The sequence below is a fragment of the Rhizobium sullae genome (assembly GCF_900169785.1).
GTDB lineage: Bacteria > Pseudomonadota > Alphaproteobacteria > Rhizobiales > Rhizobiaceae > Rhizobium > Rhizobium sullae.
On sequence record NZ_FWER01000017.1, the window covers coordinates 194092 to 219475 of the forward strand.

Annotated in this window: 27 protein-coding genes and 2 pseudogenes; 18 read left to right on the forward strand and 11 right to left on the reverse strand. The window is 57.7% G+C overall.

Annotation, left to right across the window (positions count from 1 at the left end):
• Positions 1-48 precede the first annotated feature (48 nt).
• Entirely contained in the window at positions 49-198 is a 150-nt protein-coding gene (locus tag BN1800_RS41435; protein WP_179213816.1) for a hypothetical protein, read from the forward strand.
• Positions 199-481: 283 nt separating this feature from the next.
• Here BN1800_RS41435 and BN1800_RS17695 read toward each other — a convergent pair whose 3' ends face one another.
• From BN1800_RS17695 to BN1800_RS40390, 3 genes are all read right to left on the reverse strand, one after another.
• Positions 482-1675: a hypothetical protein gene (locus BN1800_RS17695; protein ID WP_143534003.1), complete on the reverse strand. Its 1194-nt coding sequence runs from the start codon at positions 1673-1675 to the stop codon at positions 482-484.
• A complete protein-coding gene (locus tag BN1800_RS17700; RefSeq protein ID WP_086999769.1) occupies positions 1672-2655 on the reverse strand; it encodes a nucleotidyltransferase family protein in 984 nt (327 codons plus the stop codon). Before BN1800_RS17700 ends, BN1800_RS17695 begins: the two co-directional genes overlap by 4 nt.
• 317 nt (positions 2656-2972) lie before the next feature.
• Positions 2973-3227, reverse strand: coding sequence for a hypothetical protein (locus BN1800_RS40390; RefSeq protein ID WP_143534005.1), 255 nt, complete (start codon positions 3225-3227; stop codon positions 2973-2975).
• Between the two features lie 889 nt (positions 3228-4116).
• On the opposite strand from BN1800_RS40390, the gene BN1800_RS43925 reads away from it, so the two are divergent.
• The 3 genes from BN1800_RS43925 to BN1800_RS17720 all read left to right on the forward strand — a co-directional run bounded on the left by BN1800_RS43925 (position 4117) and on the right by BN1800_RS17720 (position 6767).
• Positions 4117-4674 carry a sugar transferase gene (locus BN1800_RS43925; protein ID WP_179213817.1) on the forward strand — a complete coding sequence of 186 codons (558 nt, stop codon included), beginning with the start codon at positions 4117-4119 and terminating at the stop codon, positions 4672-4674.
• 80 nt (positions 4675-4754) lie between these two features.
• Complete coding sequence (locus BN1800_RS17715; RefSeq protein WP_280173960.1) at positions 4755-5693, forward strand: NAD-dependent epimerase/dehydratase family protein; 939 nt, start codon at positions 4755-4757, stop codon at positions 5691-5693.
• A gap of 18 nt (positions 5694-5711) precedes the next feature.
• Positions 5712-6767, forward strand: coding sequence for a glycosyltransferase family 4 protein (locus tag BN1800_RS17720; protein WP_179213819.1), 1056 nt, complete (start codon positions 5712-5714; stop codon positions 6765-6767).
• Here the strand turns inward: BN1800_RS17720 and BN1800_RS17725 are convergent.
• Positions 6768-7270, reverse strand: a pseudogene (locus BN1800_RS17725) (transposase); the annotation flags it as partial.
• Between the two features lie 266 nt (positions 7271-7536).
• On the opposite strand from BN1800_RS17725, the gene BN1800_RS17730 reads away from it, so the two are divergent.
• Both BN1800_RS17730 and BN1800_RS17735 read left to right on the forward strand, forming a co-directional pair.
• Complete coding sequence (locus BN1800_RS17730) at positions 7537-7848, forward strand: hypothetical protein (protein WP_027511181.1); 312 nt, start codon at positions 7537-7539, stop codon at positions 7846-7848.
• A gap of 41 nt (positions 7849-7889) precedes the next feature.
• Entirely contained in the window at positions 7890-9125 is a 1236-nt protein-coding gene (locus tag BN1800_RS17735) for a hypothetical protein (RefSeq protein ID WP_086999780.1), read from the forward strand.
• A 393-nt stretch (positions 9126-9518) separates the two neighbouring features.
• Here BN1800_RS17735 and BN1800_RS17740 read toward each other — a convergent pair whose 3' ends face one another.
• Together BN1800_RS17740 and pobA are read right to left on the reverse strand one after the other, a co-directional pair.
• Positions 9519-9962 (reverse strand): GNAT family N-acetyltransferase, encoded by a 444-nt coding sequence (locus BN1800_RS17740; RefSeq protein WP_086999782.1) that lies wholly within the window; start codon positions 9960-9962, stop codon positions 9519-9521.
• A 49-nt stretch (positions 9963-10011) separates the two neighbouring features.
• Complete coding sequence (pobA, locus tag BN1800_RS17745; protein WP_086999784.1) at positions 10012-11184, reverse strand: 4-hydroxybenzoate 3-monooxygenase; 1173 nt, start codon at positions 11182-11184, stop codon at positions 10012-10014.
• A 111-nt stretch (positions 11185-11295) separates the two neighbouring features.
• Between pobA and BN1800_RS17750 the strand changes: the two genes are divergently transcribed.
• A complete protein-coding gene (locus tag BN1800_RS17750) occupies positions 11296-12177 on the forward strand; it encodes a helix-turn-helix domain-containing protein (protein ID WP_086999786.1) in 882 nt (293 codons plus the stop codon).
• 37 nt (positions 12178-12214) lie between these two features.
• Here BN1800_RS17750 and BN1800_RS17755 read toward each other — a convergent pair whose 3' ends face one another.
• Positions 12215-12970 carry an IclR family transcriptional regulator gene (locus tag BN1800_RS17755; protein WP_027511186.1) on the reverse strand — a complete coding sequence of 252 codons (756 nt, stop codon included), beginning with the start codon at positions 12968-12970 and terminating at the stop codon, positions 12215-12217.
• Between the two features lie 154 nt (positions 12971-13124).
• On the opposite strand from BN1800_RS17755, the gene BN1800_RS17760 reads away from it, so the two are divergent.
• The 6 genes from BN1800_RS17760 to BN1800_RS17785 all read left to right on the forward strand — a co-directional run bounded on the left by BN1800_RS17760 (position 13125) and on the right by BN1800_RS17785 (position 19957).
• A complete protein-coding gene (locus BN1800_RS17760) occupies positions 13125-13832 on the forward strand; it encodes a 3-oxoacid CoA-transferase subunit A (protein ID WP_027511187.1) in 708 nt (235 codons plus the stop codon).
• Positions 13829-14533, forward strand: coding sequence for a CoA transferase subunit B (locus BN1800_RS17765; protein WP_027511188.1), 705 nt, complete (start codon positions 13829-13831; stop codon positions 14531-14533). Before BN1800_RS17760 ends, BN1800_RS17765 begins: the two co-directional genes overlap by 4 nt.
• A 10-nt stretch (positions 14534-14543) precedes the next feature.
• Positions 14544-15749, forward strand: coding sequence for a 3-oxoadipyl-CoA thiolase (gene pcaF / locus BN1800_RS17770; RefSeq protein ID WP_086999788.1), 1206 nt, complete (start codon positions 14544-14546; stop codon positions 15747-15749).
• 122 nt (positions 15750-15871) lie between these two features.
• A complete protein-coding gene (locus tag BN1800_RS17775; RefSeq protein ID WP_027511190.1) occupies positions 15872-16666 on the forward strand; it encodes an SDR family NAD(P)-dependent oxidoreductase in 795 nt (264 codons plus the stop codon).
• Positions 16667-16743: 77 nt separating this feature from the next.
• The gene (gene glgX, locus BN1800_RS17780) at positions 16744-18897 is read left to right on the forward strand and encodes a glycogen debranching protein GlgX (protein WP_086999790.1); all 2154 of its coding nucleotides are present in this window, start codon (positions 16744-16746) and stop codon (positions 18895-18897) included.
• Positions 18898-18913: 16 nt separating this feature from the next.
• A complete protein-coding gene (locus BN1800_RS17785; protein ID WP_086999792.1) occupies positions 18914-19957 on the forward strand; it encodes a DNA topoisomerase IB in 1044 nt (347 codons plus the stop codon).
• 50 nt (positions 19958-20007) lie between these two features.
• Here BN1800_RS17785 and BN1800_RS17790 read toward each other — a convergent pair whose 3' ends face one another.
• The gene (locus BN1800_RS17790) at positions 20008-20568 is read right to left on the reverse strand and encodes a DJ-1/PfpI/YhbO family deglycase/protease (RefSeq protein WP_027511193.1); all 561 of its coding nucleotides are present in this window, start codon (positions 20566-20568) and stop codon (positions 20008-20010) included.
• A gap of 137 nt (positions 20569-20705) precedes the next feature.
• On the opposite strand from BN1800_RS17790, the gene BN1800_RS17795 reads away from it, so the two are divergent.
• From BN1800_RS17795 to BN1800_RS17815, 5 genes and pseudogenes are all read left to right on the forward strand, one after another.
• Positions 20706-21197, forward strand: coding sequence for a cupin (locus BN1800_RS17795; RefSeq protein ID WP_086999794.1), 492 nt, complete (start codon positions 20706-20708; stop codon positions 21195-21197).
• Positions 21198-21421: 224 nt separating this feature from the next.
• A complete protein-coding gene (locus BN1800_RS17800; protein ID WP_027511194.1) occupies positions 21422-21679 on the forward strand; it encodes a type II toxin-antitoxin system Phd/YefM family antitoxin in 258 nt (85 codons plus the stop codon).
• A complete protein-coding gene (locus tag BN1800_RS17805; protein WP_086999796.1) occupies positions 21672-22088 on the forward strand; it encodes a hypothetical protein in 417 nt (138 codons plus the stop codon). Before BN1800_RS17800 ends, BN1800_RS17805 begins: the two co-directional genes overlap by 8 nt.
• A 574-nt stretch (positions 22089-22662) precedes the next feature.
• Positions 22663-23648, forward strand: a pseudogene (locus BN1800_RS17810) (nucleotidyltransferase and HEPN domain-containing protein).
• 233 nt (positions 23649-23881) lie between these two features.
• On the forward strand, positions 23882-24298 hold the full coding sequence (locus BN1800_RS17815; RefSeq protein ID WP_086999798.1) for a UPF0158 family protein: 417 nt from the start codon (positions 23882-23884) through the stop codon (positions 24296-24298).
• Between the two features lie 91 nt (positions 24299-24389).
• Here the strand turns inward: BN1800_RS17815 and BN1800_RS43435 are convergent, their stop codons facing one another.
• The 3 genes from BN1800_RS43435 to BN1800_RS42470 form a co-directional block, all read right to left on the reverse strand.
• Entirely contained in the window at positions 24390-24512 is a 123-nt protein-coding gene (locus BN1800_RS43435) for a hypothetical protein (protein ID WP_280173958.1), read from the reverse strand.
• A gap of 204 nt (positions 24513-24716) precedes the next feature.
• Positions 24717-25067: an endonuclease/exonuclease/phosphatase family protein gene (locus BN1800_RS42465; protein ID WP_244564544.1), complete on the reverse strand. Its 351-nt coding sequence runs from the start codon at positions 25065-25067 to the stop codon at positions 24717-24719.
• On the reverse strand, positions 25060-25209 hold the full coding sequence (locus BN1800_RS42470) for an endonuclease/exonuclease/phosphatase family protein (RefSeq protein ID WP_244564545.1): 150 nt from the start codon (positions 25207-25209) through the stop codon (positions 25060-25062). The genes BN1800_RS42465 and BN1800_RS42470 overlap by 8 nt, the downstream gene beginning before the upstream one ends.
• Positions 25210-25384: the final 175 nt, after the last annotated feature.

The window sequence follows — 25384 nt, forward strand, 5'->3', positions numbered from 1 at the left end:
TCTGGAAGCTTATCGAGACTCTATGCAGAGCTGACCGGGCGTTAAAGCTTGAGGAGCGGATCGCAATGGTGGTGTGCGAGCTCGCCGGGGTTTGGTACGAACTATGCGCGCGTGCTGGCGCTGAAGCTCAAGGGAATCTGCGACATCGAGGCCGAAGGCAAGGCAGCGCGGGAGCTGAAGCGCGGGTCCGGCCCCTGATCACGAGACGTACCGGTCGAAGCGTCGAAGCCGTCGTTCTTCCCGACGTGCCCGAGTTGATCGCGCTGATGATCGATTTGCTACCTGTCCGGCTGCTTGCCTGCTTCACGGCAGACTTTATGCGTGTTGATATCGATTTGGCGCGCAAATCTCGCGAAATCTGCGATGACGGCATGACGCAGCGCCGGCGGTTCCAGCAAATGTTGGATCAGTTGGCGAATGCCAGAGCAGCCAGTGCCGCGCCTAGTGCGCGGCTTGCGGATGCGCTGTTTGCCGACCCGCATCAACCGTCCTGCATCAGATTCATCTTGATCCATTCTGCGCCGGTATTGGCGTCGTCGTATTCCATGCCGATCACCACCGCGTCGTTGATCAATGTAGACAATGCAACAAAGCCCTTTGCAGTTAGCCATTGGCTGGCGTTCATCGCCTCATTGAGCAGGGACACCAATGCATTAAGCTTCCGCACATGTGTGACCCGCAACGGTGTCACGATTGAATATCGCGGGAAAATGATGGCGGTGATGGCGCCCGCCTGTTCGGATGATCGAACAGGCTGGATGTATTTCACAGTTCGTCCATCCGGACGCCGATACTTAGGAAGGCGGTCCAAGTTCGGAAACCGAGTCCGAAGGAGCTCCCAACTGCCGGGCTTGGCCGCAAAGGCGAAGGCCAGTCCGCGAAGGCCCGGGGGCTGCGCGGTGACAAGAGCAACGTCGTCAGCAATGGCAGACATGCCCGACGCGCTTAGCAGCGCCGCCAGTGTGGTTTTGCCTTGACCGGAAGAGCCGGCCAACGCTATTGCGCCCGACGCGGAGGAAAGGACCGCTGCGTGGAGGGCGATCCAGTCGGGCCTAGGCCCAAGCACGGCATGGAGGACAGCCTCTTTCAGGCCGACAGCGAGAGCCGCTGGATCGCAGAAGCTCGCCCGTTCTCCAGGCTGGTGGGCAATCCAGTAGCCGTCTTCGCATGCTCCCACCGTAATTTCGGTTTCGGCAACGCCGGTATGGTCATGGCGCAGATGACCGGCAAGGTCATTCCAAGCCCGTTTTGCGTTGGAATCTGGGAAAGAGATGGCAATCATTGCGCCAGCGACGCAGTAGATTTCTCTGGCTCCGGAAATTGACTCTGGGCTTTCGTCGCTTCTAGATTTCGGTCGAATGGGTTGGATCAGCTCTTGCTTGAGAAGGGCAAGTTTTTCCCATTCGGCCAGGCAAGACGCGATGTAGTCACTCGCCTCGTCCAGACGACATCCCGTCTCATTGGCGAGGAACCGCGCGATCCTGCTTGGTGGTTCGCCTGCAGCAACGCCAAGCCAAATTGAACCAGATATGGGGCTCAACTGATAGACGCGTTGCTGGGGTTCGGAGAAAAGAGCGTAATCGTCGTCAAGAGCGCAGAGCACAACACCATCGCCCGGCCATAGTTCCATTGGTCCGGTTCTCGCCGGGTTGTCCGGGTGCAGGCGCCGGGTCATCGTTGATTCGCCGCGACAATTTTAAACGGCTTCCAGATCGCGCGTAGCAAGGAAAGCCCGAAATCGTCCAAATGCTTGTAAGCGGCGTATTCCTGCCGTGCGATTTGACGGCTAAATAGGAGGTCCGGCAGCACCCCTGCGGGGCTGCCGCCGATCTTGACGCCGGCCAGGCGTTGCAGATTCAGGAAGAACAAATCCCGTGCCAGTGCCAGTCGACCTGACGGCAACCTGGCACGGACCGCATCCCAGTCGATGTCGTATCCCAAGTCGAAGATCTCGCGGCAGTCGAGAAGATGCCGCAGCTCGACATCGCCCGTGCGCAGCCGGCGGTCCAATATCATGTCGTGAACGATTAGGTGGACCACCCACTCCACTGGCGTGGGGATACTAATCCGAACCCCCATCACTTCGAGGGGTATGCTGTGGAGCGGTTCGCTCTCTGTGTATAAAATAGCTGGGCCGGGCGGCCTCAGATGCAAGTCCAGGGAACCAACATCGGCAGGCCGATAGAATTTCCCGTATGCGTGTGGACCAGGGTCTTCTGGAAGGGGTTGGTAGCCAATGCCGAGAAGTCGCCCCACGCTTCGCTCGACATTGTTCTCGTCGATCACCAGATCCAGGTCGCTGATCATCCGGCTGCCCAGACGATGTTCTGGCATAATCATCAGGAGGGCCGACCCTTTGATAAGCAACGGTTCGATCCCCGCTTCGTTCAATACACGCAGGGTCTCGACCGACTGTCGGCGCAGTCGTCGATTTCGCTCTTCATTCAAATCATACAAAAAGCGCAGATAGTTTTCGACTTCCCCAGGAATGCTGACAAGTAACCCCCGATGGCGAAGCCATGCATATAATGCGGGGCCAACTAGGTGCCGATTGGCCTCCTGTACGACTTTGTCCCAGTGATCCTCAGCGGTATTGATCCCGTTCAACAACGCAGCCAGCATTTGGAAGCCGGATTCAGAACCTCCCGATCTCATGCAACCCCTCCCGCAACATTGGTCCTTGCAGCTGACAACAAGAACGGCTTTCAAGCCGTCGTTCGAATGCTGAAGAGCTTGTCGTCTTGTGCAACTGATTGGGGATGCAGGGTGAATAACCTGATTGGACCATCACGACGCCAACAGCACTGCGGAACGGTTCACGATGACATTGGTCCAGGGAACTCAGTTCCATGACAGCTGACAACTCAATACCAACGAGCGCTGATGATGACCGATGGGCCCAGCCTCGGAGACCGTGGACATGATCTTCGACGGCACATCGGCTAGATTGTTTGCCGCGGTAACGGTTTGGTTCAATTCCACCACGTGCGAGGGCGGCGTCGAACAGGACCCGTATGCACATGGTTCTTATTGTTCTTATTGCCGTATCCCCAGCCGGGCCGACCGCCAGAGGCAGCGACAGCGGGCGAGTTCATGGAGAGATCAAGCAGCACCGTCACTGCGGGGGGCGTCAGGGCAGCGAATTTCCCAAGCCCCTTGATGAAATCACGCCGTTCCATTGTTGGACTTGCATCATTTTGTTCTTTGGTTTCACGCTCCGTTGCCATCGGGTTACCTCACGTGCTCGATTTTATAACTTTATAGCATTAACCTCATGGTGAAAAGTCAGGCATAAGTATTATGCGAGAACTCGAATAACCTGAACGAATACGCGAATCGAGTTTCCCCGGACCCTTTGAAAATCTCGAGAGCGTCGCAATCCTTTCCTAGACACGCCATGGCGCTCTGATGAAGCTGCTCCAGGCGTCGGCCGTGCACGAGCGCAAACCTTTTGAACAACGAAGCCCTCATAGCTCTATTTGATGACCTTCTAGTGAGATTATCGGTATGACACTCGGCCGGCTCCCTGGTGAATGATGTCTGGCTCTATGAGCCGGGCCTGGAGACGACACATGTGCAGAAGTGTGAGCACTGGCCCGAACCAGTGCCGCGGAGACGCTAAAGCATGTCATGGTTGTGATCGTTTCGGTTGTTGCCCGACGCCACCGCCTTCTGATTGATCTCTCGATACCGATAAACAGTTCGAGACTCGCAGATGAGCCGCTGCGCAACTCGTAGGCACTTGCGATAGAGTTACACGGCAAAGCCGCAGCATAAAACATATTAAAACGGAACAGTAACATTCAGATAACCCGACAATACCTAAATATCATTACTAATATATTCCTTTCAATTTAGTAACTTTGCATATATACATAGATATAGCGAAAGCAATAGCTCTGCGCCGGGGCGGCGGAAGAAATATACGCAATATATATCTTCGTGACGTTTTGAATGTTGGGGGGAGTTATGTCTATATGGTATGCGCACCGTCACATCTCGTCGCTGCACTTTCGCGAGAGCCCAAAATGCGAGCGACTGCCGCTGCACCTCGCCGATCCCGGCCATATAGATGCAGCAGTCGGCCGGTCAACGAGGTATCTTTTCGTCAGGCGCATGTTCGATATCGCGTTTGTCCTGGCGAGTGCGCCGGCTAGCGTCCTGCTGGTAGGCGTCGCCGCGGCGGCAGTGCTGGTAACGATGGGTCGTCCAGTCTTTCTCGCCCAAGAGCGCGTTGGTTACAGGGGACGGACATTCCGAGCACTGAAACTTCGGAGCATGCGCACATCCGATGGCACTCCCCGACCAACCAGTCTGGATGATGACAGAATTACACCTCTCGGTGCGTTCCTCCGACAATCGCATCTCGACGAACTGCCGCAGCTCTGGAATGTCCTCGTCGGCCAGATGAGCCTTATCGGCCCCAGGCCAGAGTGGGTCCCTCTGGCTCGCCGGTACGAATGCGCTTTCCCGGAGTATAAACTGCGCTACTGCGCACCTCCAGGTTTGACAGGCTTGGCCCAAGTCAAGCAAGGATATGTTTCGACAATGGAGGAAGTTAAAGCGAAAGTAGAGTACGATATATACTATATATTAAATATATCAGTCGCCATGGACTTCAAGATACTTCTTCTAACATCGAAGACAATATTTAACAGTGCGCTATCGCGATAAGAAGCAATTGCCGAGGTGCGTCGTACTACGCACTCGATTCTTTAGAAGGGGGATTTGCATTGAGCGATCAGAACAATGTCTTGGTCACAGGAGGTTGCGGTTTCTTGGGCCGCCACGTCGTATCGAGGCTTGCGGCCCAGGGGTCCCATGTAACAATTCTGGACGACTTGTCCGCCGGCGCCCCGCTAGACACGGCGGACGCGTCGATCAAATTCGTCAATGGAGACATCGCCGATCCAGGCACCATTCGGGCGGTCCTCGGCCAGCGGCCTTTCGACCATGTCATCCACCTTGCAGCCATACATTTCATTCCTCGCTGTGAAGCGGATCCGGGGGCCGCATTCATGGCGAATGTGGTCGGAACAAGGAATCTGGTTGAAGCGCTCGTGCCGTCCTCGTCGCTGAAGTCTCTGGTCTTCGCATCCAGCGTCGCAGTCTACGCGCCATCTGTAGAGGTCCTGTCTGAGGATGCCGATACGGTGCCGATGGATATCTACGGCTGGAGCAAACTTGTCTGCGAAGATCTTGTTCGGAGCGCTTCGGTTCGAGGGGGATGGCGAGCGGTCTGCTGCCGTCTTTCCAACTTGATCGGGCCGGGCGAGACGAATCCGCACCTTTTTCCTGAGATCGGCAGGCAGATTGCAAGAGGAGAAGCGCTGATAGAGGTTGGGAATACCACGCCGAGGAGAAACTATTTGCATGTTATGGACGCAGCCGACCTGTTCGTTCGATGCCTTGGACTGTCAGGAAGCGACGCCCACACGATAAACTTGGGCTCAGGTGAGGAGTATTCGGTCGCGGAGATTTTGAGCCTGTTCCAGAAGGCCGCGCAGAGACCAATCAAATTCGTTGAAACAGCAGCGCGCAAGCGCAAGGTCGATCGGCCTAGGCTTCAGCCAAACACCACCGTCATGCGGGGGCTAATCGGAGAGCCGCAGCGCTCGGCCGAGGATGCGATCAAAGCCGTTTTGATGGAATTTGCTCTCGAAACACAAACGAAATGGTCAATTACCGGGTAGGGTGGCATGCGCGTCATAATGGCAAATAGATATTTCCTCGGTTATCTCGGAGGGGTCGAGCGCTACATCGCGTCCCTTGCTGCCGAACTGGGGAGGCTGGGCGTAGACGTCGTGGTATGCGCGGCCGGCAGTGACGCGCTCGTCCAGTTCGAGGGGCTCGCAGTCAAGACGGTGCCGTCGCAGGCCCAACTGCGCGCCTTCGTTAACCGTGGAGCCGACGTCGTCCACGCGCACCTGCCGCGCAATCCCTTCTCTTTCGCGGCCATGCGGGCGGGCCACAAGGCTGGCATGCGCACCGTGTTCACGCCGCATGCCTTCTATCCCGATGGATCTGCCATCAAGAAGCTCGCGAAAGCGGTGACTGATCTCACCATGACGCGCCATACAATGAAGATCTGCGACACTGTCGTGAACTTGACCCCCCAGGATCAGGCAGACTCCATACGCAATGGATTGCACAGGGAAAAGTCGGTCATAATCCCGAACTCCGTATCAATCCGCGAGCTCATTGAACTCGAGGACAAATCGCGCGACATACTTCCTCCATTTGAGCAGCCGTATGTCCTGCACGTCGGGCGTTTTCACCGCGTGAAGAACATCCCATTTCTAGTCAGGGCGCATCGTAGGATCCCCGACCATCATCTGGTCCTCATCGGCCAGGACGACGGTGAGTTGCCCGCCGTCAGAGAACTCGTCTCGCAACTTCAGCTCGAAGGACGGGTCCATATCCTGGAACGTGCTGATCGGGCCCTGGTCATGGCTGCCTATATGAACGCCTCTGCGGTAGTGTTGAGTTCGCGCTGGGAGGGTCTCCCAACAGTTCTGCTCGAGGCGATGTTCTTCGGAAAGCCCTTTGTCGCCTCCGACGTGGGTGGAAACGGCTGGCTGGTAGAGCGCGGTGCTCCCGGGATGATATTCAAGCTGGACGATGAAGATGGTTATGTCTCGTCACTTGCTGCCGCCTGCAGGATTCCTGCAAGCGCACTTGCCGGCGGCAGAGCCCTCGTCGCCGATGAATTCTCATGGGAAGTTAATGCCCGGCGCCTCCTGAACATCTACGCTAAGAGTAACTAATCACCTGAATTCGACGTTTGTCATCGACCTCTGACAAAAGCGTTTGACGGATGCGCTGAATGTCATCTGCGGATTTTGGCCCGCTATAAGGCTTCGGGTTTTCGTTGTGGCGTTCGAATGTCGGCTTTGAACCGCATTGTCGAGGTATGGACGTCTCGACGGAGCTGCTTTCGGGTCAGTTCCGCAAACCAGCGTTCGACTTGATCGATCCATGACGCCGAGGTCGGGGTGATGGCACGCGGTAGCGTGGCTGGCGCATCAACGAGTTTTTGATCGACGCAGTTTTGTGGGTCGCATAGTTATCCATCACGATATGAACGTCCAAATCGGACGGTACGCTCGCATCGATTTGCTTCAGGAAGTCCAGGAACACGGTGGTCCGATGCGCTTGTCGCATTTGCCGATGACAAAGCGGGAGGCGACATCTAGAACAACGTGGTTGTGCCGTGTCGAACATAAGAATGGGCAGGCCGTTCAGGCACGCCGGGCATCATCGGCAGTGGTGCGCCGCCTGCCGACAAGCGCATGACCTTCACGCGGACGTCACGACCTGCGCCGAGGCAGAATCCTCCCGCGCATCGCCACGCAATGTTGAGCTATCCGGCAGGAGTCGAACGAGCGATCGCTTAGGTGCCGGGCCAGTTGCGCATGCGCACGCAGTCCTTCGAGCTCGTCGTCTGCAATCGGCGGGAAGAGCGTATTCATCCGGCCGGATGAGAACGACCATTGCGCCGTCACTCTAATCCATGCATCGTCCCGGACGCAGAATATGCACCTTAGCAATCAAGTGCGTGCGCCGTTCGACATGCGGCACGACAAGGCTCAGGTCATGGGAACGTACTGGCTCCTAATTGCGTCCTGCATTGGTGGGATTATCGCTGCGGTTCTTGGGCTCTCAGCGATGTCCTGCGTGAACATCGCTACGGTTTTGCTTCTGGGGAGTATAGCGCACTTGCTTTTCAGCGGTTATGGTCTCAACATCATCATCACATCCATTGGAGCACCTGCCGTTCTGCTTGTTTCGTTCTTTTTCAGCGGGTGGGCGCTCAGTGCAATTCGGAAGGCCGACAAGAACGATTAACCGTCGCGTGAGCCAATCTGGCTGTCACGGAGCTTTATACAATGAGTGGCATGCCGGCTGCTGATCGGAAAGGCACCTTGGCTCGGTGGGATGGCGATTTTCTTCCGCTCGCTCTCGTAGCCTTTTGTACCGTCATGAATTTCGGGCTAGCACTCGTCAATAATCTCGTCACAAATATTCAGGAGATTCATGTCGTTGCCGTGCAGCTCGTTGTGACCCTTTGTGCTGCCGCATTGGTCGTGTTGCGCCGACCTCGTTTGACGGCCGATCAAGTCATATTGTTGGTTATGCTAGTATCGTGCGTTGTAATATCGACAATATATCACGGTCAGACCGATGTAAAAATTCTGTATGACATGTCGGTGATTCCGCTTTTCGTTGTTTTAGGTTCGACCATCAAGCGAGTACCGAGATGGTGTATGCATATGCTATTTATTATAGTATTGATTACGGTGGCATTTGAGACTGTCATGCCTGATGCTTACGCCAAGATTGTCAATCCCCTGAGATACTATGCGAACACAAGAAGCTGGGTCGCGGACAAGATGGATGACCAGGCCGATGACTCAGGGTTCTATTTCGGTGCCCAGCGGGCCGGACAGGGCGACGCTACGCATCGCGCGAGCGGCCTCTTTCTCGAGCCTCTGTCCCTAGGTTACTTCGCTTGTATTGCCGCAATTTTCTATTTGAATGAATACAGATATCAAGCCGGCAGGAAAATACTTGCTGTCTCGGGCTGTTCCTTGCTCATAATATTGTCCGACGTTCGCGCCGCCTTGGGAGTGCTTTTCGTCATTGCGATAGGGGCGCCGCTCCTCGCGCGATTGCCGCGCTTGGCAGGTCTTGCGTTGCCATTTGTTGTGATCGCAGGTGGAGCGGTTTTGCATTATTCCACGGCTGGTGATCAGCACATCGCCGACTTGGCGGGACGGTTGTCCTGGACCTTTGAGGAACTCAGGGAAGCCGACTTGACGACACTGCTATTCGGAGGATTCGATCAAACCCATGCCAATGACAGCGCAATTCTCTACTTTGCAGAGGTTTCTGGAATATTGGGGTACGTCCTTCTATTGTACATATCCGCGGGCGTCTCGTCCTTGAATGAGCGCCCATTGATCACGAATGCCGCGTTGATATACTTGGCCAGTACGAGCCTGTTCGGGCACGCTTATGCTTCGATCAAGACCGGAGCACTTCTCGGCTTTGTCGTGGGCAGCCAAAAGCGCAATCAAGAGACACCAAACGTTAAGTATCTGCCCCAGAAAGCAGTTGAGTGATGTCATATCCTTGATTGTTCGGTGTTGAGAAGAATCGACAGAAACGCATCATTCCGATCAACGTTTCGAACACGACCAATCGGAGCTCACCCTGCGGTTGGAGCGCGCCGGCCGCGGCCATTAGGGCGACGATCTCGCCATCGTATAGATATGGCGCGTCAATGTCCGCCGCGACTTGTCGAATATCGCGTTTCCGGAGACTCTGTCGCCGGATCCAGCCGCGACATGTAGGCCGCAAACGGCTCCAGGACTACCAGCCGTCCAGCCCAGGTGAAGGGTGGACTGATGCGCGACCGGTCCGTTGCCGCCGACAATTAGCCTGGCTGCATTGCGGCGCGCGTGCTCCTGTCTGCACAAAGATAACTAGGATACCCAAACACCGCTCGGATCAATTCAAGCGAAGCGCTTCTTCAGGAAGTAGCGCGCAATCGCCCCCGGTCCGCTTTCCAGTTGCCCGAAGATTTCGTAACCGAGTTTCTCGTAGAACGGCCTTGCCTGAAATTCGAACGTATCGAGCCAGACGCCGATATATCCGCGCTCCTGGGCGATGGTTTCCGCCTCGACCATCAAGCGTGTGCCGAGGCCTGTGCCGCGGTAGGCTGAAGGAATCGCGAGATACTTAATGAAAGCCCAGCCGTAGCCGTCGACTGCATAGAGCCCGCCGAGAACATCCCGGGTGTGCGGATCGCGAACGAGAATCGCAAAATCGGGCTTGTCCTGGATGTCCCCGACGTTGGCATCATTGTATTCACGCAGCGTCCTGGTGATGGCGGCGCAATGTTCACTGCTGGGATGATCGGTGATGATCTCGACGATCGGAATATCGACAGGTTCCATGGGCGCGATGCTCGCACAACGGCCATTCGATTGAAAGCGAAACGGTTTGCTAGTAGGGAAGCCCCACATAGTTCTCCGCAAGCGCAGTCGCCGCTGCCCGGGAATGCGTCAGATAGTCGAGTTCAGCCTCCTGGATCTTCTGGTCGAAATCGCTGGTATCGGGGAACCGGTGCATCATCATCGTCATCCACCAGGAGAAGCGGACGGCTTTCCAGACTCGTGAGAGCGCGCGGTCGGAATAGGCATCGATGCCATTGTTCGAGCGATCCTGATAGTGCTCAATAAGGCCGCTGAAAAGGTAGTGCACGTCGCTGGCGGCGAGGTTGAGGCCCTTGGCGCCCGTCGGGGGCACGATATGGGCGGCGTCGCCGACGAGGAAGAGACGGCCGAAACGCATAGGCTCGGCAACGAAGGAGCGGAGAGGCGCGATGGATTTCTCGAAAGACGGCGCGGTGATCATCTTTTCGGCATGATGAGCTGGGAGGCGGCGGCGCAGCTCGTCCCAGAAACGGTCATCGCTCCAGTCCTCGATCTTCTCGTCAAAAGGACATTGGATGTAATAGCGGCTGCGGGTCTGCGAGCGCATCGAACAGAGCGCGAAGCCGCGCGGATGGTTGGCATAGATCAGCTCATGGCTGACGGGCGCAACATCGGCAAGGATGCCGAGCCAACCGAAGGGATAAACCTTCTCGAAAGTGCGGATTGATCGTTCCGGCACCGCCTTGCGGCTTGCACCGTGGAAGCCGTCACAGCCGGCGATGAAATCGCAATCGATGCGATGCGCGATGCCGCCCTTGTCATAGGTGACGTAAGGCAACTGGCCGTCGAATTCATGCGGCTGGACGTCGGCCGCATCGTAGATGGTCAAGGCGCCGCTTTTTTCACGATGATCCATCAGATCGTGCGTGAGTTCCGTCTGGCCGTAGACCATGACACGCTTGCCTCCGGTAAGCCCAAAGAGATCGATGCGGTGATCGCGGCCGTCGAAAGCAAGCGAGAAGCCGTCATGCGGCAACCCCTCGGCATGCATTCGAGCGCCGGATTTCGCCTGGTCCATAAGGCCAACCGTGCCTTCCTCTAAGACGCCGGCCCGGACGCGTCCAAGAATGTACTCCTTCCCGACACGATCCAAGATGACGTTTTCAATGCCGGCCTCTGTCAAAAGCTGGCCGAGCAGGAGCCCGGCTGGCCCGGAACCGACGATCGCGACCTGCGTGCGCATGTTTCCTCCCCGCACTGTCTATCGCCAAATTCTCCTCTTCGTGCGCGGCCGCGGCAATGGACATTTCACGCGAGAAATTGAACAAATCGAACATAGAGGGATTTGCGCGCGATGACGAAATTCGTTCCAACCTATGAGCTCTATGGCGAGAGTGCCGGCAAAAAGTCGGATTTCTGGCTGCATTGCGAGACAATTCCATCGCGCAGTAGCCTCCATCACTGGGAAATCCGGCTGCATCGGCATGAAAACTTCCTTCAGATCTTGTACATCGATGCCGGATCGGGAGATGCGATCTTCGGCCAGGAGCAGCACGTAATCCATCCGCGCACCGTGATCACCGTACCGCCGGGCCTGAAGCACGGCTTCCGCTTTTCGAAAGATATCGACGGCTTTGTTATCACGGTGCTCGCCTCTCATCTGAAAGCCACACCTGGCGATCGCAGTCGTCTCGGGGAATGGCTGGCCGAACCGCACCTGACTGAGCTCGATATGCAAAACGAGGATGCCGCTTACGTGGCGCAGACGCTGACGCAGTTGGGAGAAGAATTTTCATGCCGGCGAAGCGGCCGGAACGATCTGCTGGATGCCTATGTGACTTCGGCACTGCAACTGACGGCACGGATTTCAGAAGGTGCCGAAAGTGAAGCGGCCGATGAGAATAGCCGGCGCATGGAGGTCCTAAGCGGCCTGATTCAGCAGCACCTAAGGGGACATAGGCCGGCTGCCTTCTACGCTCGCGAGCTCGGCATCTCGCCGACGCATCTGAACCGCATCGTCAAGGCTTCAACGGGACATAGCATGCACGAACTCATCGCCCGCAAGCTGACGGACGAGGCAAAACGTGAACTGGTCTTCACCTTCGGCAGCGTACAGGAGATCGGCTACCGGTTGGGCTTTGGCGATCCAGCCTACTTCTCGCGCTTTTTTCTGAAGCAAACGGGCGAGACGCCGCGCGCATGGCGCATGGCCGAACGAACAAGGCTCGGCGTATGATTCCGCTTCTGCTTGCGGGGGAGGGATCACCGCACCGCTATCGCAAAACCAGCCGCAAGGCCCTTTGCGTCTCCCGCAAAAGCGGCAGATAGCGCTCGGCCATTTCCGATGCAGGGGCGTGGACTGCCGGCGCCCCGATGTTGATGGCTGCAACCGTCTGGCCTCGATCGTTTTCGACCGGAACGGCGATGGAGCAAAGGCCGATTTCAAGCTCCTGATCGATAATGGCATAGCCTTGCGAGCGGACGCGGCGGAATTCGGCAATCAGTTCTTCCGGTTCCGTCTTGGTTTTCGGCGTGTTCTGCCTCAACACCGTCCGGCCAAGGATAGCACGGGCTTCGCTTTCCGGTAGCGCCGCGAGCAGCACGCGGCCCATCGAGGCGCAATAGGCGGGCAGGCGGCTGCCGGGCATCAGATTGATCGACATGACGCGGCGCTGCGAGGCGCGGGCGATATAGACGATCTCGGTGCCGTCGAGAACCGAGGCAGAGGCGCTCTGCCCGGCCTTGTCGGACAATTGGTCGAGATGCGGCTGGATCTGCACGGGCAGCGGTGTTGCCGAGAGATAGGCATGGCCGAGGCGCAGGATCTTCGGCGTCAATGTGAAGAACTTGCCGTCGTAATCCGCATAGCCGAGTTCTGCGAGCGTCAGCAGCGAGCGGCGGACAGTGGCGCGGTCAAGACCGGCGAGCTTTGAAACCTCTGCGATCGACAGGCGCTGGTGCATCTCGCCGAAGACCTCGATGACTTTCAAGCCGCGGGCAAAGCCGCTGACGAAATCAGTTTCCCGCATTCCGACCTCCAATCAAGGTGTCACAATGTGCGCTATACGAACAAATGTCAAATATCGCACAAAATGCCTTGCCGCCGATTTTGTCTAGCCCTATTCGTGTTCATGAGGCGTGGAGGAACGTACCCCCACCACATCCGGCAAGGAGAGATCCCGCATGGACAAGGCAATCAGGAACGCGGCGGAAGCCGTCTCCGAAATCAGTCACGGCGCCACCGTCATGATCGGCGGTTTCGGCGGATCAGGTGCGCCGATCGAGCTTATCCACGCCTTGATCGACAAGGGGCCGAAGGACCTTACCGTCATCAACAATAACGCCGGCAACGGCCGGATCGGCATCGCTGCGATGATCGACGCCGGCATGGTGCGGAAGATGATCTGCTCTTTTCCGCGTTCCTCGGATCCGCGCGCCTTCACGGAAAGATATCTTGCCGGGGAGATCGAGCTGGAACTCGTGCCGCAGGGAACACTTGCCGAACGCATCCGCGCCGGCGGGGCCGGTATTCCTGCATTCTACACGCCGACGGGCTATGGCACCGAGCTTGGCGAAGGCAAGGTGATCGCCGAGTTCGATGGCAGGCACTATGTCCAGGAGCGCTGGCTGAAGGCCGATTTCGCGATCGTGAAGGCGCATGTCGGCGACGCGCACGGAAACCTCACCTATAACAAGGCCGGCCGCAACTTTAACCCGCTGATGTGCATGGCGGCTGCAAAGACGATCGTGCAGGTCTCGAAGATCGTGCCGGCGGGCGGCATCGATCCCGAACATGTCGTTACGCCTGGCATCTTCATCGACCGCGTCGTCGAGATATCCAATCCGCAGCAGGAAGAAGAGCTCGTTCGAGCCGGAGTGGCCTACGCATGACCATCGATACCCGCCCCCGCGACACGCGCGAAGATGTTAAGCTTTCCAATGCCCAGATCGCCTGGCGCGCGGCTCAGGACATCGCCGACGGCGCCTATGTGAACCTCGGCATCGGCTTTCCCGAAATGGTCGCCCGCTACCAGCCGCCGGGCCGGCAGGCGATCTTCCATACGGAAAACGGCATCCTGAATTTCGGCGAGGCGCCGCCGGCCGGCGAAGAGGACTGGGACCTGATCAACGCCGGCAAGAGGCCTGTCACGCTGAAGCCCGGCGCTTCCTTCTTCCACCACGCCGACAGTTTTGCCATGGTGCGCGGCGGCCATCTCGACGTCGCCATCCTCGGCGCCTACCAGGTTGCGCAGAACGGCGATCTGGCCAACTGGCGCGTGGGCAACAAGGGTGTGCCGGCGGTCGGCGGCGCCATGGATCTCGTACACGGCGCCAAGCAGGTCTTTGTCATTACCGAACACGTCACCAAGAACGGTGAGCCGAAACTGGTCGAAAGATGCACTTTCCCGCTGACCGGCGTCGGTTGCATCACGCGCGTCTATACGAGCCATGCCGTCGTTGACATTGTGAAGAGCCGCTTCGTGCTGCGCGAGAAGCTGGCGGCTATCTCAATGGAGGAACTGCAGGCTATGACCGGCGCGCCGCTCGATACGGACGGCCCCGTTGCCGACCTTCTCGTGCCGGAGCTTTGAGGAAGAGACCATGACCGAAGCCTATATCTGCGACTACATCCGCACACCGATCGGGCGCTTCGGCGGCTCGTTGTCGTCGGTGCGCGCGGACGATCTCGGAACGGTACCCCTGAAAGCACTGATGGAGCGCAACGCTTCGGTCGATTGGGAAGCCGTCGACGACGTCATCTTCGGCTGTGCCAACCAGGCGGGCGAGGACAACCGCAATGTGGCACGCATGTCGCTACTGCTTGCCGGCCTGCCGGTGTCAGTCCCGGGTACGACGATCAACCGGCTTTGCGGCTCGGGTATGGATGCGGTGATCACCGCCGCGCGCGCCATTCGCGCCGGCGAGGCGGAACTGATGATCGCCGGCGGCGTGGAGAGCATGTCGCGTGCGCCCTTCGTGATGCCGAAGGCGGACACGGCCTTTTCGCGCAATGCCGAAATCTACGATACCACGATCGGGTGGCGCTTCATCAATCCCGTGATGAAGAAGCAATACGGCGTCGACTCCATGCCGGAGACCGGCGAGAACGTTGCGGAAGATTACACGGTCAACCGCGAGGACCAGGATGCCTTCGCGCTGCGCTCGCAGGTGAAGGCCGCTGCCGCTCAGGCAAACGGCCGGCTGACAAAGGAAATTATCCCAGTCGTGATCCCGCAGCGCAAGGGCGATCCCGTGGTAGTCGAGAAGGACGAGCATCCGCGCGCAACGACGATGGAAGCGCTGGCGAAGCTCGGAACGCCCTTCAAGAAGGAAGGCGGCACGGTCACAGCCGGCAATGCCTCGGGCGTCAACGATGGCGCTGCGGCATTGATCATTGCTTCGGAGGCGGCGGCGAGGAAATATAGTCTGAGGCCGATCGCCCGTATCCTGGGCGGTGCGGCCGCCGGCGTGCCGCCGCGCGTGATGGGTATCGGACCAGTTCCGGCGTCGCGCAAGCTGATGGCACGGCTCGGCATGACCAAGGATCAATTCGATGTCATCGAACTGAACGAAGCTTTCGCTTCGCAGGGGCTGGCAGTGCTGCGCGAACTCGCGATTGCCGATGACGATCCGCGCGTCAACCGCAATGGCGGCGCCATCGCGCTTGGCCATCCGCTTGGCATGTCGGGCGCGCGCATTACCGGAACGGCTGCGCTGGAACTTATCGAAACGGGCGGGCGCTATTCGCTCTCGATGATGTGCATCGGCGTCGGCCAGGGGGTTGCAATAGCCCTCGCAAGAGCCTGACGGCGCCAGGCACCCGCCGGCTCTCTCTTTCGTGCATTGTCCATTCTACATTCCGCCTGATAAGACTCTCGTCAAATCCATTTCACTATCTATTTCATTGGTTTTCGGAGGCTGTTTCTGGCATGACGGATCTTGCTCAATCACTCGCGTCCATCAAAATACCTGACCTAAACGGCAAGGCGGTGCTGATTACCGGCGCATCGACCGGCATCGGTGCGGCTCTCGCGCGTGCATTCGCAGCGCAGGGCATGAAAGTTGGCGTCCACTATAATGCGAGCCGCGAGCCGGCAGAATTGCTCGCCGATGAGATCAAGGCGACCGGTGCCACCGTGCATCTGGTGCAGGGCGATGTCTCACGGGAAGGCGAGACTGAACGCGTTGTCGAGGAAACCGCTAAGACCTTCGGCCATCTCGACGGCCTGATCAACAATGCCGGCGGCATGCTTGGCCGCAGGCCGACCGCTGAATATACTGACGAGCATTATGCCAAGGTTATGGACCTGAACGCCCGCTCAGTCCTCGCTGCAACGCGTGCCGCGCATCCGTGGCTGAAGAAGCAGGGCGGCTTCATCATCAATACGACCTCGATCGCCGCGCGAAACGGCGGCGGCAACGGTGCGATCCTTTATGCCGCCTCCAAGGGCTTCGTCTCGACGATCACGCGGGGCCATGCCAAGGAGTTCGTGGCCGACCGTATCCGCGTCAATGCCGTGGCGCCGGGCGTCATCGCGACGCCGTTTCACGAGCGCTATACCAATGACGAACAGATGGAGATGCAGCGCAGGACCATTCCGATGGGTTTCGTCGGCACACCGGAAGACTGCGTCGGGGCCTATCTGTTCCTCGCTTCGCCGACGCTTTCAGGCTACATCACCGGCCAGATCATCGAGGTGAACGGTGGCCAGTTGATGCCGTAGCGCCCTTAGAGCCGATCCAGGGAACTTTCGCACTGCGGTAACGTTTCCCGCTTGGCCATCCACCAAGCGGAGACACTATGAGTTTTTCCTTTTCCGAACTCGATTTCATGAAGCCGGAACTCGGCGCTGAATATACCGGGACTGGTACGCATTTCGCTGTCTATTCCGCTCACGCCGAGCAGGTCGACCTATGTCTCTTTTCCGACGACGGCATTACGGAAATGGCACGCATGCCGTTGCCTAAGCGCGAGGGCGATATCTGGTCAGGCTATATTGGCGGGCTGAAGCCGGGCGCCGTCTACGGCTATCGCGCAAGCGGACCCTATGATCCAAAAAACGGGCATCGCTTCAATCCCAACAAGCTTCTACTCGATCCCTATGCCAAGCAGGTTGTTGGCGATCTCAAATGGAACGATGCGCTCTACGGCTACACGATTGGCAAGGACGATCTCTCCTTCGACGAGCGTGACAGCGCGCCTTTCACGGTGAAAGGCATGGTGCAGGATCCGGATTTCGACTGGGACGGCGATGAGGCGATCCGCCGCCCGTGGACGGAAACGGTCATCTATGAGACGCATGTGCGCGGCATGACGATGACGCATCCGAAGGTGCCAAATAAATTACGCGGCACGTTTCTCGGCATGTGCAGCGATCCGATTATCGACCATCTGACGAAGCTTGGCATTTCGGCCGTCGAATTGCTGCCGATCCAGTATTTTCCGAACGACCGGTATCTGGAGGAAAAACACCTCACCAATTACTGGGGCTACCAGACGCTCGGCTTCTTCGCACCGCAATCGCGCTATATGTCGACCGACAAGATCACCGAATTCAAGACCATGGTGAAGAAGTTCCATGCCTCCGGCATCGAGGTGATCATGGATGTGGTCTATAACCACACGGCTGAAGGCAGCGAAAAGGGTCCGACGCTTTCCTTTCGTGGCCTCGACAATGCGAGCTACTACATCCTCTCGCCGGACGATCCTCGTCACACTTTCGACACGACAGGTACCGGCAACACGCTGAATGTCGCCAATCCGATGGTCATGCGTATGGTGCTGGACAGCCTGCGCTACTGGGTCGGCGCGATGCATATCGACGGCTTCCGCTTCGATCTCGCGAGCACGCTCGGACGTCAGGATATGGAATTCGACCGCCAGGGTATCTTTTTCAGCGCGATCCGGCAGGATCCGATGCTTGCTGGTGTGAAACTGATCGCCGAGCCGTGGGACGTCGGCGAAGGCGGTTATCAAGTCGGCGGATTTCCGCACCCCTTTCGTGAATGGAACGACAAGTTCCGTGACGATGTTCGCCGCTTTTGGAAAGGCGATGGCGGACTGGTGTCGGAGATGGCGGAGCGCGTCACCGGTTCGGCGCGGCAGTTCAACCATTCTGACCGCGGCTCGACATCATCCATTAATCTTCTTGCGGCTCATGACGGCTTCACATTGATGGACACGGTCTCCTTTGACGGCAAGCACAATGAAGCGAACGGCGAGGACAATCGGGACGGCCACTCCGACAATCACTCGGACAATATGGGTGCGGAGGGCGCAACCGACGACGCCGGTATCAATGACGCGCGCCGTAGACGGCGGCGCAACATGATGGCCACGCTGCTGCTCAGCCAGGGCGTGCCCATGATCCTTGCGGGCGACGAGGTGGGCAACAGCCAGGGCGGCAACAACAATGCCTATTGCCAGGACAACGAGATTGGCTGGATCGACTGGAACGGGCTAGACGATCCGTTTCTAACCTTCTGCCAGAAGATGATCGCTTTCCGCAAGGCGCAGCCGGAGCTTCGGCAGGAGCGGTTCCTGACAGGCGAAACCGCAGAGGACGGACGGATTGAAGTCGCCTGGTACAAGCCGGATGGCCATTTCATGGACGACGGCGCGTGGAATGACAACGAATTGCGGGTGCTCAGTGTTTACGTGTCCCGGAGTGTTCACACATCGGACGCGGAAAAGATGGACGGCCTCTTCATGGTGTTCAATGCTGGTGGGGATTGTGAGGTGACGCTTCCGGGGGTCAACGGCATCAAGTCCTGGCAACGAGTCGTCGAGACTGGAGCCGACGACCCCTTTACGGCATTCGATCCGGAAAACCCGGTGATGGTCTACCGCGAAAGTATTGCCGTTTTCGCGCCGAAAGGTGCCACAGAACCGCCGAAGAAGGCCACGAAGACCGAAGGTCCGCGATGGTTCCACTTCGGTCGCAAGAACCGATAACAATCGAAACAAAGCGATGAATGCGGAAGACCTACGTGAAGTTGGCCTGGTCTATGTAAGCGATACCGAACCCGGTATCCGCAGGCAGAAAAAGGGCAGGGGCTTCTGTTACCGGCTGCCAGACGGTTCGCTGGTCAGGGAGCCGCAGCAGAAGCACCGTATCGCCGCGCTTGGATTGCCTCCCGCATACGAAAACGTCTGGATATGTCTGAAGGAAAACGGCCACCTGCAGGCGACTGGTTTTGACGCGCGCGGACGAAAGCAATATCGCTATCACAATGATTGGCAGTCCTTTCGCAGCATCGCAAAATTCGATCAGCTGATCGCTTTTGCCCAGGCTTTGCCTAGGATACGGCGGCAGGTGCAGCGCGATCTTGAGACCGGCGCTGAAGATGTCCGTGGCGTTCTTGCGGCTCTGACGACATTGCTCGACCAAGCACATCTTCGCGTCGGTAACCAAGCCTATCTTAAGGAAAATGGCACTTATGGCGCAACGACGCTTTTGAAGCGGCACATCGCGCTAATGGAGGGCCGGATCGAGTTGAAGTTTCGTTCCAAGGGCGGAAAGCGTGTTCGGCGCAGCCTCCGGCATCCCCGGCTGCAAAAGATGCTGGAAGAGATCGCCGACCTCCCCGGCCGCCAGCTTTTCGTTTGGAAGGATGAGACCGGTACGTTGAAGCCGATCGAATCCGGACGATTGAACAGTTATCTGGCGGAAATTTCCGGTACTGCGATCACCGCGAAAACCTTTCGGACGTGGGCCGGTTCGCTCGCGGCCTTCGCCGTTGCGCGGAGCGCATTCGAAGGCGGAAAGCGCCCGACCGTGAAGGATATGGCGGAGGCGTCAGCTGCCGTGTTGCATAACACGCCCGCCATCTCGCGCTCAAGCTACATTCACCCTTCGATCATTGCTCTTGCCGACAAGGACTATGTTTGTCCGGAGGGGACGTTCCCGCTGGTTGTGCCGCTGTGGGGGTTGCGGGCGGAAGAAAACCGGCTGCTCGATTTCCTTTCCCGCGATCGGCGGGCAGCAGAGGCGGCTGTACGCAAAGCCTCATAAAGAAACGCCCGCACAGGGGGCGCGCGGGCTCAAGAGAACAGGAGGTCCTATCAAGCGGCTCGCTTCTCGTGGCGGCCTTCCTCGATCTCTTCGACGACCTTCGTGACGAATGCGTCCAGATCGTCTGGCGAACGGGAGGTAATGATGCCCTGGTCGGTTACTACCTTTTCATCTTTCCAGGTGGCGCCGGCGTTCTTTACGTCGGTCTTGATTGAGCGGTATGAGGTTGCCTGTCGGCCGCGCAACGCATCGGCTTCGATAAGCAGCCATGGTGCATGGCATATGGCGGCCACAACCTTGCCGGATTTCACGAACTCGCGAACGACGCGCATGGCGTTCTCGTCGGCGCGCAGCTTGTCAGGATTGATCTGGCCGCCGGGCAGGACGATGGCATCGAAATCGTCGACCTTCACGTCCTTCGCCTGCAGGTCGACGCCGATGCTGTCGCCCCAATCGCCCTTGTGCCAGCTCTTAATGCTGCCCTCCTTGATGGAGGCAATCTTGACCGTGGCCCCGCGCTTTTTTAGCTCCTCGTGCGGTACCCGCAGCTCAGAGCGCTCGTAGCCGTCAGTCGCTAGGATAAGTACTTTTGCAGAGTTGATGGAAGGCATGGACATGTCCTTTCCTTCTTCTGTTGAACTCGGGATGCCTATGCAGAACTACGCCAAGCGCCGTTGGTTCCGAGATAGCAAGCGGAACCGCTAAAGGCCGAAGCGGTTATCGTTGTAGCGGATGAGGAGGCGAACAGATGGAACCCGAAGCAATCCGGCTTGAGCCTAGCGAATTCGTTCCGAACAATCCGGCGTTTCCGCTGTTGTTTTATCGAGGCGTGCTGAAGGATGGGAATCTCGCGGAGGGTTTTGAAGGCCTGTTCATACGAAACGGCTGGGGCAATATGTGGCGGAACGGCGTCTATCCATTTCATCACTATCATTCGAAAACCCATGAGGCCTTGGGTTTTGCCGCTGGCAGCGCGACGTTGATGCTTGGTGGACCGACAGGCCCCAAGATCGAAGTTCATGCTGGCGATGCAGCGATATTGCCCGCGGGAACCGGCCATTGTCGTCTTTCCGCAAGCAGCGATTTCCTGGTGATCGGCGCCTATCCGCCCGGGAGCGACTACGATCTCTGTCGTGAAGCGGCAACGCCGGAACAATTGAGGCGTATCCGAGACCTCTCCGCGCCACGAACCGATCCGGTTACCGGCGGAAATGGCGGACTTATTGCACTTTGGCGCTGAAATGCTGGACATGGCAAGCTGGTGATGTTCAAGCCACCTGATTCCCTGATGAGTGTCGTGTGATCGGGCTTGAAACCTGGAACTGAAGCCTCAAGGCCCGCACAATGATGTAGTTAAACTTGACGCTAATTCCCCGTGGGTTTGCGAGGGTAGGTGCGGTTCCGGTCGCTTGCGAAATAGTCAAATAAATCGTATAAGTCGATTTATCTGAAGGAGGCTGTCCGATGCAGAAATTTACCACCGTCGATTTGCTGCGCGACATCAAGACCGTCACTATGGCGGCCGATCGTCAGCCGGTTGCGATTACCCAGCACCGCAAACCGAGATACGTCCTCATGACCTACGACGAGTTCGAGGCCATGAAAAGCAAGGGCGACCCTCGAAGGGTCTATGGCGCCAACGAAGCTCCGCAGGACCTGGTGGACATTATTTTGCCCGAACTGGACCGTTTGATCGAAGAAGGCCGGGAAGCCGATGGCTGATATTCCGGCCAACGGTTCGGTTCTTCGATATCCGTACCTCTGGGCGTGGCAGCGTGACAAGGGCGAAACAGAAGGTCGCAAGTCTCGCCCTGTCTGCATGGTGCTGGCCATCCCGAAGGGCACGCAGACCCATCTCGTCATCCTGGCAATTTCCGGCACGCCGCCGCGGTCTGACCAGATTGCGCTCGAAATCCCGCAGCTTGAATGCCGGCGCGCTGGAATCCGCGACTGGAAAGACGCCTGGATCACCGTTTCGGAGTTCAACCACGATATCGCTGAAGCGTCGTTCTATTATGACCCGAACGCTGAGATATCAGGCGCCTTCAGCAAGGGCTTTCTGGCCAAGGTTGCCGCTGCCTTCAAACCGTTCCTTGCCGTGCCGGATGCGCGGGTGAGCAGGACGGAATAGGCGGACGCGAACTTGCTCCGACTGGAGATCGTCACCTTTGATGAGCTTTACGAGCGCGCGCGATTGATTGTCGAGACGGGAGACAGGGCAGCTTAATTATAATGTTCCGGCAGAAACATTATAACGCCCTACTCTATGTCAAGGCCGATCAGCCGCAACTCCCTGCAAGCACGCGCTTTCATTTACGATTGTTTCACTTTGAATCAACGTCGAGTTGCTCTGTTAAGGACGCAATAACCGAGTTCGGGCTCAAGTTGTCCCTTGGCACTTAAATGGGGTCTTCCTGCGCGGCGACAATCAAGGCGAGCGTCTCATCCTGCTCATCGCGCTATTCCTTCGAGTGCCCGACATGCCTGAGGATGTCCAACAAGCTCCCTCCGTTAATCGAAGACCTGATCCTCCACCGCCAAATCCGCAGCATTGAAGACGGCGTCCCTGCTGCCAAACCTACCAGGCAGGCCGGACGATCCCACCTTTCCGCCATGAAGCTCCTGTCCGACCGTAGATTTGATGGGTGCCAAACTACAGTTTCCAGTAGTGGACGGCGAATCGTCTTTGGCCTATCGATGAACCCATGCGATCGTCCCTGGAACATCTGCCGGAAGAAAAGCAGCGCGAGCTTGCCCGCGTTGTTGCGATCATCCATGAGGAGTTCGCCGATGCGCTGTCAGGGACGTCGGCCGCCTTCAAGAAGCGCGGCCGGATCTTAAAGATCATTTTGTTTGGTTCTTTTGCGCGTGGCACCTGGGTCGACGANCCTTCAAGAAGCGCGGCCGGATCTTAAAGATCATTTTGTTTGGTTCTTTTGCGCGTGGCACCTGGGTCGACGAGCCGCACACGATGAAGGGCTACCGCTCCGACTACGACATCCTGGTGCTCGTCAATTCCAAGCAGCTGGCGGAGCTACAATACTGGGAGAAAGCGACCGACCGGCTGCTCTGGGACAGAGATGTCAAGACGCCGGTCGGGCTGATCGTCCATGGCGCCAGGGAGGTGAACAACTTCCTCGCCGACGGCCAGTATTTCTTCGTCGACATCCTGCGCGAGGGCATCGTGCTCTACGAGCTCGACGACCGGCCGCTGGCCGAACCAAAGCCGCAAACGCCGGCAGATGTTTATCGGATTGCCAAAGAATTTTTCGAGGATCGAATACCGCACGCTAAGGTATTTCTTAAGACAGCAGCTTTTTGCATAAGAGAGCAGGATTTCAAGGAAGCCGCATTTCTGCTGCATCAGTCAATCGAGCAGGCCTATGCAGCATTGCTGCTTGTCCTGACTAACTACAGCCCAGCGTCACACAGCCTTAAGTTTCTCCGGAGTCTGGCCGAAGATCAGGACCGCCGGCTGATCGACGCCTGGCCGCGTGATCAGCACCGCTATACCGCCTGGTACAGCATCCTCAACGAAGCCTATGTCAAGGCGCGATACTCGAAGCACTTCGAGATCACAGAGGAAGCGCTAGCCTGGCTGCTTGAACGGACGGAACATCTCCATCAGATCGTTGCAACCATCTGCAAGGAGCGCCTGGTCGAACTGCAGCGGGCAACCGGTGGCAGTTGAAGGCTCTCCAAGCCGCGTCCTGTAGGAGAACACATAACCATGCAGAGAATCGGTGAGTCTGGGTGCTTACCTCCCGACTTCAATTGAAGCTCTAACCTGAAATTTCGTCGCTCGTTTTCGACCTAACGGCGCAAGCAGTCTCCTTTGTAAGTGCAGGGGGCTCCCACATTTGCGCCCCGATTTGTGATCGAGTTATATACCGCGACGACAGGCTCGTGAGCGGGAGGACGGGAATGGCGGTGGACTTCAGCGAGCTTCTGAATGCATTCGAATTCGTGAGCTCCATGGGAACCGGCGAAAACACGGCTTATCTGTGCAAGGAGACGGGCAAGATCTACTTGCATTCGGACTGGGCGGACGATGTCGAAGAACTGCCTGACGTCGAGGACAGCGAGAAGTACATCCCCATTCCGGAGAAGAGAGAACTCGATCTCGGCAAGCGGCTGGTGCTGAAGTTCGCGCGGCACCACTTGCCCGACGATTACAATAAGGTTCGGGAGATCTTCAGCCGGGCGGGTGCCTATGCCCGCTTCAAGGACCTGTTGGAGCACAGGCACGCCATCGATCGGTGGTACGCCTTCGAACAAGAAGCCACGGAAGACGCTTTGAGGACTTGGTGCGAGGATAACGACATCGAAGTCAGCGGCTGACGTTGAAGTATCAAATGTCTGGCGTCAGGATCGTTCTGATGACAGGCTCCCAAGGAACAGTAGCCTCAGCAACCTTTTTGATGTCAGATGCTCAGGCATCGAGCCCAACTTCGACATCGACCACGACCCCGAAGTGATCGCTGGCCCAGACGCCGTCAATCGGCTTGTTGAACGCAAGCGCTGCGGATGACGGCATGTGCTTTAGGATGAGCATCCCAAGAGCCTACGAAAACGTAGTCAATGCGTCGCCGGTAACCAGGCTGCCTGCGCCGGCAAGCGCATTTGAGTTGTCGACCGTCCAAGTGTCGCCCGAACCTTCTCCAGCCACGGTCCAGGCATCGTGGTAAAGGACGCTGCGGCCGCCCAGCGAATGCCGGCCCGTCAGATGGCGTACGCTCGCGGCATCCGGCGCAGCGTTTTAGTCGCCGGCGATGATGGTCGGCAAGTCTCTGCGATGGCGCATGTCGAGATCGGCGATCGCCATAGCCTGCCGTTCGCGCGCTGCCTCAGCGCCAAGCCGCCACGCGGTGGTTGCTCCAATGAAAAGCAATTCGCCTAACCGGGACAATTCCGCGACAACGGCCAGTGTCGCCCAAGGGACGTCGATGACACCCACCACGCGCAAGTCGAGCGCCTCAACCGGACGATGTGGCCATCGGGTTACAGCGGCACTGCCGCCGTAGCGGTCGGAAAATGGAGGGCTGAACTCTTGCAGGTCGGCTTGGTGCCTCCAGTGAAGGCTCAGACCTTCGAGGAGGCGTTCAAGCATTCTGACATCCCCGCGTCTGGACCACCTCCTGGAATGCAATCAGATCGGGATCAAGCTGGTGCAGTTCCCGGTTGACAATCTCCGGCAGCGGGGAATCGCCTTCGGTATTCCAAACGTTGAGCGCCACGACCCTCATATGCATCGCAAGCTTCCTCCTTGTTACGCGCGGCAGCGCTGGAGCATGGCTTCCGCCATAGCGCTGGTCCGTTTTCTCTAACGTGAATTCATACAATAGGCTCCGCACCATGGCCCCGCTCAGGCGCCTCGCGGGTCTTCTTGCCTGAGTTCGATGGGCGGTCGATGATCAAACGAGCGGC